Annotated in this window: 10 protein-coding genes; 8 read left to right on the forward strand and 2 right to left on the reverse strand. The window is 51.2% G+C overall.

The genetic code is table 11. The features are described 5' to 3' along the window. The first annotated feature begins 15 nt into the window (after nt 1–15). The 7 genes from ccmE (at nt 16) to QUF18_RS05570 (ending at nt 10,076) form a co-directional block, all read left to right on the forward strand. A complete protein-coding gene (gene ccmE / locus QUF18_RS05540; RefSeq protein ID WP_289386161.1) occupies nt 16–453 on the forward strand; it encodes a cytochrome c maturation protein CcmE in 438 nt (145 codons plus the stop codon). A gap of 88 nt (nt 454–541) precedes the next feature. Next, the gene (locus tag QUF18_RS05545; protein ID WP_289385950.1) at nt 542–2,536 is read left to right on the forward strand and encodes a heme lyase CcmF/NrfE family subunit; all 1,995 of its coding nucleotides are present in this window, start codon (nt 542–544) and stop codon (nt 2,534–2,536) included. After that, a complete protein-coding gene (locus QUF18_RS05550) occupies nt 2,536–3,045 on the forward strand; it encodes a cytochrome c-type biogenesis protein (RefSeq protein WP_289385951.1) in 510 nt (169 codons plus the stop codon). The genes QUF18_RS05545 and QUF18_RS05550 overlap by 1 nt, the downstream gene beginning before the upstream one ends. Nucleotides 3,046–3,171: 126 nt before the next feature. Beyond that, on the forward strand, nt 3,172–4,710 hold the full coding sequence (locus tag QUF18_RS05555; protein ID WP_289385952.1) for a Do family serine endopeptidase: 1,539 nt from the start codon (nt 3,172–3,174) through the stop codon (nt 4,708–4,710). Nucleotides 4,711–4,819: 109 nt separating this feature from the next. Continuing rightward, nucleotides 4,820–5,530 (forward strand): response regulator transcription factor, encoded by a 711-nt coding sequence (locus tag QUF18_RS05560; protein ID WP_289385953.1) that lies wholly within the window; start codon nt 4,820–4,822, stop codon nt 5,528–5,530. Then, the gene (locus QUF18_RS05565) at nt 5,527–6,945 is read left to right on the forward strand and encodes a sensor histidine kinase (protein ID WP_289385954.1); all 1,419 of its coding nucleotides are present in this window, start codon (nt 5,527–5,529) and stop codon (nt 6,943–6,945) included. Before QUF18_RS05560 ends, QUF18_RS05565 begins: the two co-directional genes overlap by 4 nt. 200 nt (nt 6,946–7,145) lie before the next feature. Further along, nucleotides 7,146–10,076 carry a bifunctional [glutamine synthetase] adenylyltransferase/[glutamine synthetase]-adenylyl-L-tyrosine phosphorylase gene (locus tag QUF18_RS05570; protein ID WP_289385955.1) on the forward strand — a complete coding sequence of 977 codons (2,931 nt, stop codon included), beginning with the start codon at nt 7,146–7,148 and terminating at the stop codon, nt 10,074–10,076. A gap of 2 nt (nt 10,077–10,078) precedes the next feature. Here QUF18_RS05570 and QUF18_RS05575 read toward each other — a convergent pair whose 3' ends face one another. Continuing rightward, nucleotides 10,079–12,457, reverse strand: coding sequence for a PAS domain-containing sensor histidine kinase (locus QUF18_RS05575; RefSeq protein WP_289385956.1), 2,379 nt, complete (start codon nt 12,455–12,457; stop codon nt 10,079–10,081). 300 nt (nt 12,458–12,757) lie between these two features. Continuing rightward, nucleotides 12,758–15,397 (reverse strand): aminopeptidase N, encoded by a 2,640-nt coding sequence (pepN, locus tag QUF18_RS05580; RefSeq protein ID WP_289385957.1) that lies wholly within the window; start codon nt 15,395–15,397, stop codon nt 12,758–12,760. Between the two features lie 313 nt (nt 15,398–15,710). Between pepN and QUF18_RS05585 the strand changes: the two genes are divergently transcribed. Beyond that, nucleotides 15,711–16,652, forward strand: coding sequence for a DMT family transporter (locus tag QUF18_RS05585; RefSeq protein ID WP_289386162.1), 942 nt, complete (start codon nt 15,711–15,713; stop codon nt 16,650–16,652). The last annotated feature ends 5 nt before the right edge of the window (nt 16,653–16,657 follow it).

Raw genomic sequence — 16,657 nt, forward strand, 5'->3', positions numbered from 1 at the left:
CGCGTTTCGCAGGTGATGCGTAATCGTAAACGCAAGCGATTGATTTTAATTTCCGGTGCTATGGCGGTGCTGGCATTGGCGATTGGTCTGGTACTGATGGCCTTCAGTCAGGATATTCGTTATTTTCGTACGCCTGATGATGTGACCGCAGAAGATATTGCCTCCGGTGCGCGTTTCCGTCTTGGTGGTCTGGTTGAGGCCGGCTCGGTGGTTCGTGGTGCTGATAAGCATGTGAGCTTTGGCGTAACGGATACGCTGAAACAGGTCACAGTGACTTATGAAGGTATTTTGCCTGATCTGTTCCGTGAAGGACAGGGTGTAGTAGCCGAGGGGCGCTTTACACCGGATGGCAAGTTTATTGCGGATAATGTTTTGGCGAAGCATGATGAAAATTACATGCCGAAAGATGTTGCGGATAGTCTGAAAGAAAAAGGTGTCTGGGAAGGCAACTAAGCAGGTTGTGTTTGAAACTCCCATACCAAAAAGCTGAATGTTGCGGCCATCAAGTGATGCGTAGCCTTCACCGGACAGGATAATAATAATGAGCGTTGAAATCGGACATTTCGCACTTGTGCTGGCTTTGGCTTTGGCTTTAGTGCAGTCCTTGTTGCCGGTGATCGGAGCAAAGCGGAATGATTTCCGGTTGATGAGCGTTGCCGAGCCTTGCGCCGCGGCTGTATTCGCGCTGATTTTACTCTCTTCTGCTATGCTGGTCCGCGCTTATGTTACGTCTGATTTCTCTGTCCTCAATGTGGTGGAGAACTCGCATTCTCTGAAGCCATTACTGTTCAAAATCACCGGTGTATGGGGCAATCATGAAGGCTCCATGATGCTCTGGGTGCTGATCCTCTCCTTGTTCAGCGCTTTGGTCGCCGTTTTTGGCGGCAATCTTCCGAATACATTGCGAGCCAATGTACTGGCGGTTCAGGGCTGGATTGCGACTGCCTTCCTAAGTTTTATCCTGTTTACCTCAAATCCGTTTGTACGCATTATTCCTGCGCCGATTGAAGGTCAGGATCTCAATCCGATCCTGCAGGATATTGGTCTCGCCATTCATCCCCCATTACTTTATCTTGGTTATGTTGGCTTTTCAGTCTGCTTTTCTTTTGCTGTTGCCGCGCTGATCGACGGACGTGTGGATGCCGCATGGGCGCGATGGGTGCGGCCATGGACTTTGACCGCATGGATTTTCCTCACCGGTGGTATCTCAATGGGCTCTTACTGGGCTTATTATGAGTTGGGTTGGGGCGGCTGGTGGTTCTGGGATCCGGTTGAAAACGCATCGTTTATGCCATGGTTGATCGGTACCGCATTGCTGCATTCCGCGATTGTGATGGAAAAACGCGGTGCGCTGAAAATCTGGACAATTTTGCTGGCATTGCTGACCTTCTCCTTGTCGCTGCTCGGTGCATTTCTTGTGCGCTCAGGTGTGCTGACTTCAGTACATAGCTTTGCGACTGATCCGGGGCGTGGCCTGTTCATTCTGGCTATTCTGGTGTTCTTTATCGGCGGTTCGCTGACTTTGTTTGCGTTGCGCGCACAAACATTGACCACCGGTACAATGTTCCAGCCGGTGTCGCGCGAAGGCGCGCTTGTGCTGAATAATCTGTTTCTGAGTACTGCAACGGCAACCGTTCTGATTGGTACGCTTTATCCACTGTTGCTGGAAGCTATGACCGGAACCAAAATTTCTGTTGGCGCACCGTTCTTCAATATGACTTTTGGCCCGCTGATGATCCCGCTTTTGGCAGCCGTTCCTTTTGGCCCTTTAATGGCATGGAAGCGCGGTGATCTTTACGCAGTTGCACAGCGCCTGATGTGGGTTTTCGGTCTCTCTCTGGCTTGCGTCGGTTTGGTTCTGATCCTGATTGACCCGCGTGGTGTTTGGGCGGCATTTGGTATCGGCTTAGCTGTATGGGTAATACTCGGCAGCCTGATGGACATCGTAACGAAAGCCGGTTTTGGTAAAGTTGAGCTTTCACGGGCGTTTCCACGCTTATTTGGCCTGCCGCGCTCCGTTTTTGGTACAGCGCTTGCCCATATGGGGCTGGGCATTACTTTGCTGGGTATTGTGGTCGTCACCAGCTTTGGTACAGAGCAGGTCGTGATTATGAAGCAGGGAGAAGCTGTCGCTTTCTCAGGGTATCAGTTGCGTTATGATGGCCAGCAGCCATTTGCCGGTTCCAATTATACGGAGGATCAGGGACTGTTCACTTTGCTGCATCAGGATGGTCGTGTAGCTAATAGTGTTATAGCTGCTAAGCGTTTCTATCCTGCGCGGAATATGCCGACAACAGAGGCCGGTATTATCACCCGTGGTGTCAACCAGTATTATATCGCGCTGGGTGATCCGATTGATGGCGGTGGTATGGTCGTGCGTCTTTGGTGGAAGCCATTTGTAACACTGATCTGGCTTGGCACTGTTGCAATGATCCTTGGTGGCTTCTTGTCTTTAATGGACAGACGTCTGCGGGTTGGCGCGCCAGCTAAAGCAAGTGCAAAAAAGCAGGTTAAAGCAGTCAGCGGGGCAGTGTGATGGCCACTTTGAAATATTTTTCAGGGCGGTCATTGGCGACGCTTTTGCTTGCAGCTTTCATCGCTGCCGCTGGCCTGACATCCGTCAATATTCGTTCCGCTTGGGCAGTTAATCCGGATGAGGTTTTGTCTGATCCGGTATTGGAGAAACGTGCCCGCAATCTGTCGACAGGGTTGCGTTGCATGGTGTGTCAGAACCAGTCGATTGATGATTCTGACGCTGATCTGGCGCGCGATCTCCGCCTGCTTGTGCGTGAAAGACTGGTACAAGGCGATACAGACGAACAGGTTATTGATTTTCTGGTTGATCGTTATGGTGAGTTTGTTCTTCTGAAACCCCGTCTCGATCAGCGCACGGTGATTTTGTGGAGCTTTCCGGCACTCATTTTGATCGTCGGTATCGGGGTTATTTGGTATTCACGCCGCAAGGCAGGTGGTGCGCCGGCACCGATTGCACCGCTGAGCGAAGAAGAGACCAAACGGCTGGAGAAATTGCTGGACGGGCAGTAACCGGTTTTCGTAACCTTACGAAAAATTCATCTTTCAGAAATTATCCGGTAATGTTCAGTAAGCTATCTCTTGTGAGGAATAGTTGATAACCTGTTGCAGGTTATCTGCCCTCTCAGGAGATATTGTATGTCTGATATTAAGTCATCTTCCCGTCGCTCTCTTAGCCGCATCTTCTTGTCCGCCGCTTTGGCCGGTACAATGTTGGCTACCGGACCTCTGGCTTCCATCACCTCAGCGCAGGCCGCTCCTGTCAGTGTGACCGCACAGGCGCAGCCGGGCTTCTCCGAACTGGTTGAAAAAGTTCGCCCTGCTGTTGTGAGTGTGCGCGTTAAAAGCGATGTGCAGGCCGCACGTAATGAGCGCACCCAGTTCTTTGGCGGCAACGGCAATGGTTTTGATCAGCTGCCGGACGGCCATCCTCTCAAGCGTTTCTTTAAAGAGTTCGGCAATCCATATGGCCCAGACGGCGATCAGGCACGCCCGAACAAGCGCCAGAAGCGCGGTGATCGTGGCCATGCCCGTCCGCTTGCACAGGGTTCCGGTTTCTTCATTTCTGAAGACGGCTATGTCGTCACCAACAACCATGTTGTAACGGATGGTGATTCATTCTCTGTGGTAATGGATGACGGTACAGAGCTTGACGCTAAACTGATCGGCACTGATGCCCGTACAGATTTGGCTGTGCTGAAAGTCGATGACAAGCGCAAGTTTACCTATGTTGCTTTTGATGATGAAGGCACAGTGAAGGTTGGCGACTGGGTTGTTGCAGTCGGTAATCCGTTTGGTCTTGGCGGCACAGTAACTGCCGGTATTGTCTCAGCGCGTGGCCGTGATATTGGTGCTGGTCCTTATGACGATTTTATCCAGATCGACGCTGCGGTAAACAAGGGCAACTCTGGTGGCCCTGCTTTTGATCTGAGCGGTAAAGTTGTTGGGATTAACACCGCGATCTTCTCACCATCGGGCGGTAGCGTTGGTATTGCTTTTGCTATCCCTGCTTCGACAGCCAGCAAGGTTGTCGATCAGCTGATTAAGAAAGGCTCGGTTGAGCGCGGTTGGATCGGCGTGCAAATTCAGCCGGTAACCAAGGAAATTGCAGACTCACTCGGTTTGGCTGAAGATAAAGGCGCAATCGTTGCTGAACCTCAGGCTGATGGCCCTGCTGCAAAAGCCGGTATTGTTGCCGGTGACGTGATTACGGCTGTGAATGACGAGACAGTTAAAGATCCGCGTGATCTTGCAAAGAAGGTTGCAGCGATCAATCCGGGTGAAAAAGCAAGCCTGACGATCTGGCGTAAGGGTAAAGCTGAGACTGTCAGCATCGACATTAAAGCCTATCCTGACGATCAGAAATCGGCCGATAAGGGCACTGACAGCTCATCCGGCAACAGCGAGACATTGGATGATTATGGTCTGACTGTCACGCCTGATGAAAATGGCAAGGGTGTTGTCGTGACCGATGTTGATCCGGACAGCGATGCTGCGGATAAAGGTCTGCGTGCTGGTGATACGATTGTGACTGTTAATAATAAGGATGTAAAATCCGCATCTGAAATTAACACCGCGATCAAGGATGCAGTAAAGAACGGCCGTAAAGCAGTTCTGCTGCAGGTACAGCGTAACGGACAGAACAGCTTTGTTGCCTTGACGGTTGATCTGGGCTGATCTTTTATTCTTGTGGTAATAAACAAAGAGGCGGTGTTTTTGTAACGCCGCCTCTCTATGCATTTCGCATCTTGTTGTGCATTGTGCTTGTCGGAATTGAGGGTCGGTGATGCGTATTTTGATTATTGAAGATGACCGCGAAGCGGCACGTTACCTTGAAAAAGCTTTTGCTGAGGCGGGACATGTTGCTGATATCGCTGGTGACGGCGAAACCGGCTATACACTGGCCGAAAATAATCATTATGATGTATTAATCATCGACCGCATGCTGCCAAAGCGCGACGGATTGTCGGTTATTGCCGGTCTGCGTGCGCAGGGGCAGATGACACCTGCGCTCATTCTTTCCGCACTCGGTCAGGTGGATGATCGCGTAACCGGTTTGAGAGCCGGTGGCGATGACTATCTTACCAAACCCTATGCGTTTTCGGAACTGCTCGCCCGTGTTGAGGTCTTGCAGCGCCGTGTCAGTCCGAAAGAGGCTGATACAGTCTATCGTGTCGGTGATCTGGAGCTTGATCGGTTATCGCATACAGCGCGCCGTGCCGGAACTGATATTAATTTGCAGCCGCGTGAGTTCCGTTTGCTGGAATATTTAATGCGTCATGCAGGGCAGGTGGTGACCCGCACCATGCTGCTCGAGAATGTTTGGGATTATCATTTCGACCCGCAGACCAATGTGATTGACGTTCATATTTCGCGCTTGCGCTCTAAAATTGAAAAAGATTTTGACGAGCCTTTGCTGCACACTGTGCGCGGAGCGGGCTATATGCTGAAAGCCGGTTCGCCATTAGCAAAATCTAAATCGGCAGACAGTCAATGATGAGTCGTCTGAGCGCATTGCTGCGCACGACAGCTGTGCGGTTGTCGGCACTTTATTTGCTGCTGTTTGTGCTCAGCGCGATGGCGTTGTTTTTCTATATGACCAATTTGTCGGTCAATTTCCTCACAGCACAGACACAGAAATCGCTGTTGGATGAAGTGACCAATGTCACTGCATCTTATGAGCGCGGTGGTATTCCGTTGCTGGTTCGCACGATCGACCGGCGATCGCGTCAGCCGGGTGCTTTTCTCTATCTGATTGCTGATCCGGCGGGACGTATTCTTTCCGGTAATGTTGAAAGCCTTGAACCGGGTGTGCTTGATATCAGCGGTATGTCGGACAGGCCGTTTACCTATATGCGCTATGGCGAGCAGGGCACGGCAGAGAAACACAAGGCCATCGCTATTATCTTTGCAATTCCTAATGGTATGCGCGTTCTGATTGGCCGCGATCTGAGCGAGCCGGAATTATTCCGCGATATCATGCGCCGCGCCTTAGTGCTGGCTCTTGGCATTATGGCTGTTGGGGCATTTCTGATCTGGTATTTTGTCGGACGCAGGGCATTGTTGCGGCTCAAGCAGGTATCAAGTTCATCCCAGCGGATCATGGCTGGTGATTTGGGTGAGCGCTTGCCTGTCAGTGGTTCCGGCGATGAGTTCGACCGGTTGTCGATCAATCTGAATGCGATGCTCGGACGGATTGAAGAACTGAATGACGGATTGAAACACGTCTCGGATAATATCGCCCATGATTTAAAAACACCACTGACGCGCTTGCGAAATAAGGCTGAAGCGACGCTCTCTGGCGAAAAGGATAAAGCTGAATATCGTGCCGCGCTTGAGGATATTATTGGTGAGTCCGATCAGCTGATCCGTACCTTCAATGCGATCCTGATGATCTCACGTCTTGAGGCGGGCTATTCATCTGAGAATATGGAAGTGCTGCCGGTCAACCCGATCTTGCATGATGTGGCCGAGCTGTACGAGCCGGTGGCAGAAGATGCCGGACTTGAGCTGATGGTTGAAGCAGACGATGATATCAACCTGCGGATTAATCGCGAGCTGGTTGGTCAGACAATATCCAACCTTATTGATAATGCGATTAAATATTCCCCAGTTGCTGAAGAAAACGGTGAGAGCCGGACGAAAATTACTGTTGCGATGAAACAAGCGGGCGATCAGGTACTAATCAGTGTTGCCGATCAGGGGACGGGTATTCCAGAGGCTTTGCGAGAACAGGCGACAGAACGCTTTGTACGTCTGGAGGAAAGTCGCACACAACCTGGCTCCGGTCTCGGTCTTAGTTTGGCTAAAGCAGTTATGAAACTACATGGCGGGAGTTTGACGCTGGAAGATAATTCACCGGGCTTGCGAGTTGTTCTTGCTTTTCCTGCCCTCCCTGAGACAAAACAGTAATCAGGTAGGAATCTAAAGCGCATCCCGAAAAGTGGGGGCCGGTTTTCGGATAAGATGCGCGATGAAACAAAGAGCGCATCCCGAAAAGTGTGCAGCTGTTTTTCGGCCGATACTTGGAATGTGATGCGCGATGAAACAAAGAGAAAGAGCATTTCTTTTGTTTCTGTTTGACGGGAAATGCTCTGGGGTGGAATTGCAGTATGACCGGTGTTTTGTTTTTTGATCACTCTTTGAAGTCACTGACAGTTCCCGAACCACAACAAGCAAAAATCTATCTGCAAAATTTGAGAGAAGCAGCGGAAGAGCATGAATGTAGTGCTCTGAGTGCCTATCTGAAAAACGCAGATGAAACCGGATTTTTGGCTGCTGTATTGGATTGTTCACCGTTCTTGCGAGAGGTGACAGAGGCCAATCCTGAAATTCTGGAAAGCCTTTTTACTGCACCAATCAGTATCTTACTTGAACAATTGACCGTGCAAGTTCGGGTCGTAGGCGTCGATCCGGAGATGACAGAGAGCCGCCTGATGACGGAGCTACGCCGCATCAAGAAAGCTGCCCATGTGCTAATCGCGCTGGATGATCTGGCAGGGCTGGTTAACGTCATGCAGACCACCAATCGGCTGACTGATTTGGCAGAGGGCTGCCTACGTGCCGCAGTACGCTTTTTGCTGCTTGAAAGTGATGCCAAGGGCAAGCTGGCTTTACCGGATCGCTCAGATCCTGAAAAAGACAGCGGGATTATTGTACTGGGTATGGGCAAGTTCGGTGCCGGAGAGCTGAATTATTCCTCAGATATTGATTTGATTGTTTTTATCGACAGTGCGCGTCCGGCGATTACTGATCCTTATGAATGTGTCGATCTGTTTTCCCGTATGGCACGGCGGCTGGTGAAAATCCTGCAAGACAGAACTGCTGACGGTTATGTCTTTCGGGTTGATTTGCGTCTGCGTCCTGATCCGGGGGCAACACCGCTGGCTATTCCGGTGAGTGCGGCGCTGCATTATTATGAAGGGCGCGGCCAGAATTGGGAACGCGCGGCAATGATTAAAGCACGCCCTGTGGCCGGTGATTTCATCTCGGGCGAGCAGTTTATCAAAGAACTGGCACCCTATGTCTGGCGCAAATATCTTGATTATGCAGCCATTGCAGATATTCATTCTATCAAGCGACAAATCCATGCTCACCGCGGCCATGGCGATATTGCTGTGCGTGGCCATAATGTGAAATTAGGGCGCGGTGGTATTCGCGAGATCGAGTTTTTCGTTCAGACCCAGCAACTGATCGCGGGTGGGCGCTTTCCGGAATTGCGTGGGTCACAAACATTGGCCATGCTGAGCAAGCTCTATGAACGCGGCTGGGTAGGTGAGAATACCCGCGACCAACTGAGCCGGAATTATCAGTTTCTACGCAATGTTGAACATCGCATTCAAATGGTTGCTGATGAGCAGACGCATATTCTGCCTGAGGATGATGAAGGCTTCAGCCGCATTGCTGCGATGATGGGCTATCCGGATAATGACAGTTTCACGGCTGAATTTCTCGCCGTTCTGCGCACCGTTGAAAAACATTATGCGGCTTTGTTTGAGCAGGCGCCGGAACTTGGCAGCAGTGGCGGTAATCTGGTGTTTACCGGCGAGACGGATGATCCAGATACATTGCAAACACTGTCGCAGCTTGGTTTTGAGCGTCCGAGCGATATTTGCAGGATTATCCGTACATGGCATTTTGGCCGCTATCGTGCAACACAGACCGCAGAAGCGCGGGAGCGCCTGACAGAGCTGACACCGGCCTTGCTAAATGCTTTCGCCGCTACCGAGCGTGCTGATGATGCATTGCTGCGCTTTGATGATTTCCTCCAAGGCTTGCCGTCAGGCATCCAGCTTTTCAGTCTGCTGCAATCCAATCCGGCATTGCTCAATCTGCTGGTGTTAGTGATGAGTGCTGCACCACGTCTGGCGGAAATCATTACCCGTAAGCCTCATGTTTTTGACGGTATGCTCGATCCGCGTATTTTTTCGGAACTGCCAACGCGCTCTTATCTCGAAGAGCGGTTGGATACATTTCTGAATTCGGACGAGGCCTATGAACAAACGCTCGACCGTCTGCGTATTTTTGCTGCCGAGCAGCGTTTTCTGATTGGTATCCGCCTGCTGACCGGCGCAATCGATGGTGTTCGTGCGGGCAGGGCTTTTTCTGACCTTGCAGAGCTGATGATTGACCGCGCAGTGAACGCGGTGACCAAAGAATTTGCCGTGCGTCATGGCCATATTGCCGGTGGTCGTATTGCAGTGCTGGCTATGGGAAAACTCGGCAGTCGTGAACTGACCGCCGGTTCGGATATTGATATTATCTTGCTCTACGACCACGAGGCAGATGCTGACTATTCCAATGGTGAGAAGCAGCTTGCAGCATCGCAATATTATATCCGTCTGACACAGCGTCTGATTGCAGCTCTGTCGGCGCCCATGGCTGAAGGCGTACTGTATGAAGTGGATATGCGTCTGCGGCCAAGCGGCAATAAAGGGCCAGTGGCAACGCATATTGAGGCTTTCAGCAAATATCAGCGCAATGAAGCATGGATATGGGAGCATATGGCGCTGACCCGCGCCCGCACGATTGCCGGTGATCGCTCATTCCGAGATGAGATTGATGCTGAGGTCGATGCTATTCTCGCCATTCCTTCCGAGGTCAAAAAGACCGCGAAAGAAATGGTTGAGATGCGTGCATTGATTGCCAATGAAAAACCGCCGCGTGATAATTGGGATTTGAAGCTACGGTCCGGCGGCTTGATTGATTTGGAATTTATTGCGCAATTCGCAGTGCTGACTGGGCAGGTGGCGACAGAGACGCGACATACATCCACAGAGCTTAATCTGCGCCATCTGAAGCCGGAATTTGCCAGCCCTGCACAGGCAGAGGAACTGGCGGGCGCGCATCATTTTTATAGCAATGTAACGCAGATTATCCGTCTCTGTGTTGACGATAATACGGGGCGGGAAGACTATCTGCCGGGCTTGTTGGAATTGTTGTGCCGTGCCGCAGAATTGCCGGATATTGGCCATGTCGAGCATCAACTGGATCAGACAACTGAACTGGTGGCCAAAGCGTTTAAACAACTGCTGAAAGGCTAAAGTTAAGCCGCAACATCATCGCTGATTGAGGCTGTCAGCGAAGGTGCTTTGCGATCCGGAATTCGGACAGAGACGATTGTACCAACGCCTTCTGTGGAGCAAATCCGCAGCGCGCCATTATGCAGTTCTGCCAGCGAGCGGGAAATCGCAAGACCAAGACCGGAACCTGTATGGGTTTTGGTGAACTGGTTTTCGACCTGCTCAAACGGGTGACCGAGTTTCTTCAGTGCGTCACGCGGAATACCACAGCCGGTATCTTTAATGGTGAGGATCAGCGCACCATTGGTCTTGCGCGCACGCACCAGAATATGACCGCCGTCACCGGTAAACTTCACTGCATTGGACAGCAGGTTAATCAGCACCTGCTTGATCGCACGACGGTCAGCGCTGGCGGTAATCGTGTCGGCAATGCTGGTTTCAACCGAAATATGTTTCTGTTCCGCCTGCAGTGAGATCACACGCACGGTTTCTTCAATTAGCGGGTAAAGATCAATATCTTCGCGATCCAGAGAGAAATGACCGGCTTCAATCTTCGACATATCAAGAATGTCATTGATAACATTGAGCAGATAATTGCCGCTGGTATGAATGTCGTGAATATATTCCGCATAACGCTCTGAGCCGAGCGGACCGAATGTGCCTGCCGAGATCATCTCGGAGAAACCAATGATCGCATTGAGTGGTGTACGCAGCTCATGGGACATATTGGCAAGGAATTCAGATTTTGAACGGTTGGCGCTTTCCGCACGTTCCTTCTCCGTCGCATATTTGGATGCCAGCTCAGACAGTTCACGTACGCGGTCTTTTTCCGCTTTACGCGCAAGGCTCAAGTCCTGAATGGTCGCCATCAGACGGCGCTCACTATCCACCAGACGTTCCTGATGCAGTTTCAGCTGGGTAATGTCGGTTCCGACCGATACCAGACCGCCGTCCTGCGTGCGGCGTTCGTTGACCTGTAGCCAGCGGCCGTCACCAAGCTGGCGCTCGAATGTCTGCGCACCGCTGCGGTCGTTCTCATTTGCCATACGGCGCTCAAAAGCAGCAGGGCGCAGCAGCGGCTGAATATCTTCGCGCGTTACACCGGCTTTCAAAGCCGTGGCAGGCAGGCCTGCATATTCATTATACTTGCCGTTGGACATCACCAGGCGGCTCTCGGCATCCCAGAGAACGAATGCTTCGGAAATGCTTTCAATCGCTTCACGGATACGCAGATCAGCTTCGGCAGTCGCCTGTGCAAAGCGGTGCTGTTCGCTGACGTCAAAAGCGATGCCAACCAGATGGACATCACCTTCATTGGCGATTTCTGCACGAACGCGCATCCATACCCAATAGCCTTCGGCGTGGCGCATACGCAGAACTTTGTCGACCTGACGCAATTCACCGGACATTACCTGTGTGGCGATTTCATAGAGATCGCCGTCAACCGGATTAACGATGGCTGCAACATCACCAAATGACAGAACGCTGTCGACAGCTTCATAGCCGAGCATCTCATACATCGAGCGCGACCAGAACATACGGCCACGCGCCATGTCCCAGTCCCAGAGACCGCAACGGCCGCGGGCGAGCGCCAGATCAATCCGCTTCTGGATTTGATGGGAGAAATCATCAGCGTCGCGGGCGCGCGCTGCCTGTGAGAAATATGCATAAAGAATAGCCAGCAAGACACCGGCTGTCGCGGCGAATAAGGTGATGTTCAGTGAAAGAACCTGTCGCCAGTCTTTGAATATCTCTTTTTCAGTATTGAACGCAACGACAGACAAGATGCCTGCGGTTGCAGCCTGTATATTTTGCGGTTCAACTTTTTCTGCAGCAGCAAAAGCTGCTTCATTACGGTATTTTACAGGCAGAACACCGGCGCGACCGCCAAACATCAGTAGCGGATGCGCTTCGGAGAAAAGTGTTTCAGCCTGAATGCCGAGCAACTGGCGGCTGCTCAGAGCGGCAATAATTTTTGAATTCTCATCCAGAATGGCAAGCTCAAGACGGGAACCGATTAGCCCTTGCGAACGAAGCTCAACCAATAAATCCTGTACGGCACTATAATCGCCGGTATTATCTGTGGGAGGTGTCGTCTCCATCTGCTTTTGCAGCTGTGAAGCCACATGGGCAGCAGTCAGCGCCATTTCGTGACGGGCATCACTTTCAATTTCTTCACGTTGACTGAGCAGCGACAACATACGCGCTCCAGCCAGAATAATCAGAAATGCAATGATCAGTATTGGCACGATGCGGCGCAGCACCGGCTCGAGAGAGAGCAGCTTACGATAGGCAGGGCCCGACAACAGATAGACATAGCCGGAAAGCCTGAAGCGCTTCTGACGTCTTTCTGAAGTGTAACAGACACCATTCGGCGCGCGATGCGCGTCGGTATTTGCCATCCCGTGGCCCTCATCTGAATTTTGGTTATTGAAGTGATTCGGGGTGAGAAATCCGAATAACCCTAATGAATCAAATGTGATTCGCTGTGTCCAGTGCTTTTAATTAATAATTAATAAAAAACCCCTGCCGATTCGAAGGTGATTCGATCAGTTTTCAGAAAGAGACACTTTAATTGGGTGCGCATGATTCTGATTTGATTCAGCAATATGCGGTGCAGTACTTATTTGTTGTAAAACATTATGTTCTTTTTAAAGCAGGGGACGAAAAAGCAAGATGTGCTTTCCCGTCCCCGCATTTGGTCAGGCAAGCATGCGCTCCGTGATATCGCGTACGTCGGGGGAGAGTTTTTCAGCTTGCGCAATCACTTCCAAAGCTGATTTCAAATGCTCACGGCGCACCGGCTCCAGCGTTTTCCATGAGCGCAGAGTGGTAAGAAGGCGCGAAGCCAGTTGCGGATTTTCGCGGTCGATTGTCAGAATGAGCTGCGTGAAGAAGGTATATGCCTGACCATCCTGCCGGTTGAAGCCGGTCGGATTGCTGGCAGCAAAGGCTCCTAGTACGGAACGGGCGCGGTTCGGATTATCGAGAGAGAACAGCGGATGCTTCATCAGACTCTGGACGACTTCCAGAGCATCAGAGGCAGGGCGGCGTGCCTGTACACTGAACCATTTATCCATCGCCAATGGTACCGCGCTATAATCCTGCTCAAATTGCGCCAAAGCACGTGTTGCAAAATCATGTTCATAAAAACGATGCGCCAGCAGCGCCAGCGCTGCCAGTTTGTCGGTCATATTATCGGCGGAGATGAATTGATCATAAACCCGCTGCGGATCATTGTCCGAAACCGCCAGATATTGCAGAAGCACAGCTTTGAGTGCTCTCTTGCCTGCGCTGTCAGCATCCGGTGTGAATGGTGCAGCATCCTGCAAGCCGTCATAGGTCTTGGCAAAAATTTCAGCCCCATGTGTGGCGATTGCCGACAGCAAGGCTTCACGGCTGTTGCGGATCAGGTCGGGATCAATATTGCTTCCAATGTCACGGGCAATGTCTGCTTCTTCCGGTAAGGTCAGGCAGAGCGCACGGAAGGCATGGTCCAGCGTTTCATCCTGCGCAAGTTCTGCCAATAATTCGGGCAATACCGGATCAAACCCTGTAGCTTGTTGCAGGCGGAGTTTTTCGACATTGGCTATAATCGCATTGCTCATCAGCGAATGAATAACCTGCCAGCGGCCAAAGGCATCGCTGTCATGGCGCGCAAGAAACAATTGCTCATCGCGGCTTAATGATTGTGCGACATGCACCGGCGCGGAGAAATCACGCAGCACTGACAAGACGGGCTTCTCTGTAATGTTGCGGAATGTCCAGCTTTGTGAGGCCTCACGCAGATGCAGGACATCACCCTGCAAGCCACTGCCTTCAGAAGATGAAATCTCAATATCTTTGCCATCGGTACCGATCAGCCCGAATTTGACCGGAATATGCATTGGCTGTTTTTCGCACTGCCCTGGGGTCGGCTCAGTTTTTTGCTCGAGCGTCAGGCGCAGGCTCTGGCTTGCTGCATCATAATCACTGGTGACTGTGACGAGAGGCGTGCCTGCCTGATCGTACCAGAGGGCAAAATGCGTGAGAGACTGGCCGCTGACGTCTTCAAAACATTTGATGAAGTCTTCAATGGTCGCAGCGTCACCGTCATGGCGGATGAAATAGAGATCAAGTCCTTTGTAGAAATTCTCATCACCGATAATGGTGCGCAGCATACGGATCAGCTCGCTACCTTTTTCATAAACGGTTGCGGTGTAGAAATTATTGATCTCGCGATATTCTTTCGGGCGTACCGGATGCGCCAATGGTCCGCCATCTTCCGGAAATTGCTGTGCCTTGAGAACTTTCACCTCATCAATACGATGCACAGCGCGGGAACGCATATCGCTGGAAAATTCATGGTCGCGATAAACGGTCAGGCCCTCTTTCAGACAAAGCTGGAACCAGTCGCGACAGGTAATGCGGTTGCCCGCCCAGTTGTGGAAATATTCATGGGCAATCACCGCTTCGATACCGGCATAATCCGTGTCGGTCGCGGTCTGCGGATCGGCGAGAACATATTTGTCGTTGAAGATATTCAGGCCTTTATTCTCCATCGCACCCATATTGAAATCGGATACGGCAACAATATTGAAAATATCGAGGTCATATTCGCGACCATAAACCTCTTCATCCCAGCGCATGGAACGCTTCAAAGCATCCATTGCATAGGTCGCACGGGCTTCATTGCCATGCTCGACATAGATGTTCAGCGCGACTTGCTTGCCGGACATGGTGGGGAATTGATCGCTGATGGAGCCGAGGTCTCCGGCAACCAAAGCAAACAGATAGGACGGCTTGGGATGCGGATCATACCACCGCGCATAATGTCGGCCATCCACCAGCTCGCCAGCCTCTTGCAGATTACCGTTGGAAAGCAGAATTGGTGCGGCCTGTTTGTCGGCTTCAAGACGTACGGTATAAACCGAGAGAACATCCGGCCGGTCAAGGAAATAGGTGATGCGGCGAAAGCCTTCCGCCTCACATTGCGTTGTATAGATATTGCTGGAGCGATAAAGCCCCATCAGTTGCCGGTTGGTTGTCGGATTAATTCTTGTGACAATTTCCAGCGTGAACGGGCTTTGTTGTGGCAGGGAGTTTATCGTGAGCAGTTCGGGATCAGCCACATAATCCGTGGCAGGCAGACCGTTGATCTGAAGGCTCACTAGTTCCAGTTCATCACCATCCAGTATCAGTGGTGCTGTGAGGGAGACACCGTCACGACGTTCGATCGTCAGGCGTGCAGTGACAATTGTCTTTTCCGGATCAAGCTGAAAATCCAGCTCGGTTTTGCGTATCAGATAATCTGACGGGCGGTAATCTTCGAGGCGAAAGACATGACCTGTATCGGTACGCATAACTGCTCCTGAATTGACTTTGACTAATGTGCGGGGAGGTTAAGCCATTTTTTTCACAGGCGAAACCGCTATCCTTGTGAAAAATTGAGTTTAACTCAACGAAACTGTTTGAAATTTTGGGCTTGGGCTTCTGAACAGGAGATCAGTTTTACTCTTCGTTCATTGCAAAAATTGCTAACAATTTTTGCAAATAATACTGGCAAACCACCCTTTGTCAGCTATGCTAGGAGCATTAAAAGAGGGAGTCTGCCGCGTAAAATTCAGCGGCAGTTAAGGAATTTTCACTGTGAATGCCCCAGAGCGCCATCTGCCGCTGGCAGATACACCCGCCGCTGCCGGAGAGAACGGGTCTGAAACACGACCATTGCTTGGTATTGCCTGCAAAGTTACCTCCGTTTTTGTCTTTGTATTGATGTCAACATTGCTGAAGTCAGCAGAGGGCATACCTGCGGGAGAGCTGGTGTTCTTCCGTTCATTCTTTGCGATTTTTCCGGTTGTCATCTATTTAGCCTATACACACCAGTTGCAGGGCGTGATGGTGACCTCGGATATCTTTGGCCATGTGTGGCGCGGCCTTGTCGGCGTGATGTCTATGCTGAGCGGGTTTTACGCTCTGACATTGCTGCCATTGCCGGAAAGCATTGCCATCAATTATGCATCGCCTCTGATGATTGTTGTGCTGAGTGCAATTTTCCTGAAAGAACAGGTGCGAATTTATCGCTGGTCTGCGGTGCTGGTCGGCTTTGCCGGTGTGCTGATTATTGTCTGGCCGCGTCTCAGCATGTTTTCGAGCGGAAATATGAGTCAGGCAGAGGGGATCGGTGCTATCTTTGCTTTGATCGGGGCTTTATCTTCAGCTGTCGCCATGATGCTGGTGCGCAAGCTGGTGAAGCATGAACGCACAGCGACGATTGTGATCTATTTTTCGCTGACTTCAACGGTGATTGCGCTGTTCACATGGCCGTTTGGTTGGGTTGTGCCGCAATGGTGGCAGTTGGCATTGCTCGTGGGGGCTGGTTTTGCCGGGGGTATCGCACAGATCTTTTTGACCGAATGTTATCGCCACGCAGAAATGTCGACGATTGCGCCGTTTGAATATACCTCAATGCTGCTGGGCTTAGGTATCGGCTATGTGGTTTTTGGCGATGTCCCGACTGTTCAGATGCTGATCGGCAGTTCTATTGTTATCGGCGCCGGTATTTTTATCATTTTCCGTGAGCATAAATTGTCAGGCAGAAAGTTTAGGAGGAGCTGAGAAAA

Origin of the sequence: Pseudochrobactrum kiredjianiae (genome assembly GCF_030362795.1) — a bacterium.
GTDB classification, from domain to species: Bacteria; Pseudomonadota; Alphaproteobacteria; order Rhizobiales; family Rhizobiaceae; genus Pseudochrobactrum; species Pseudochrobactrum kiredjianiae.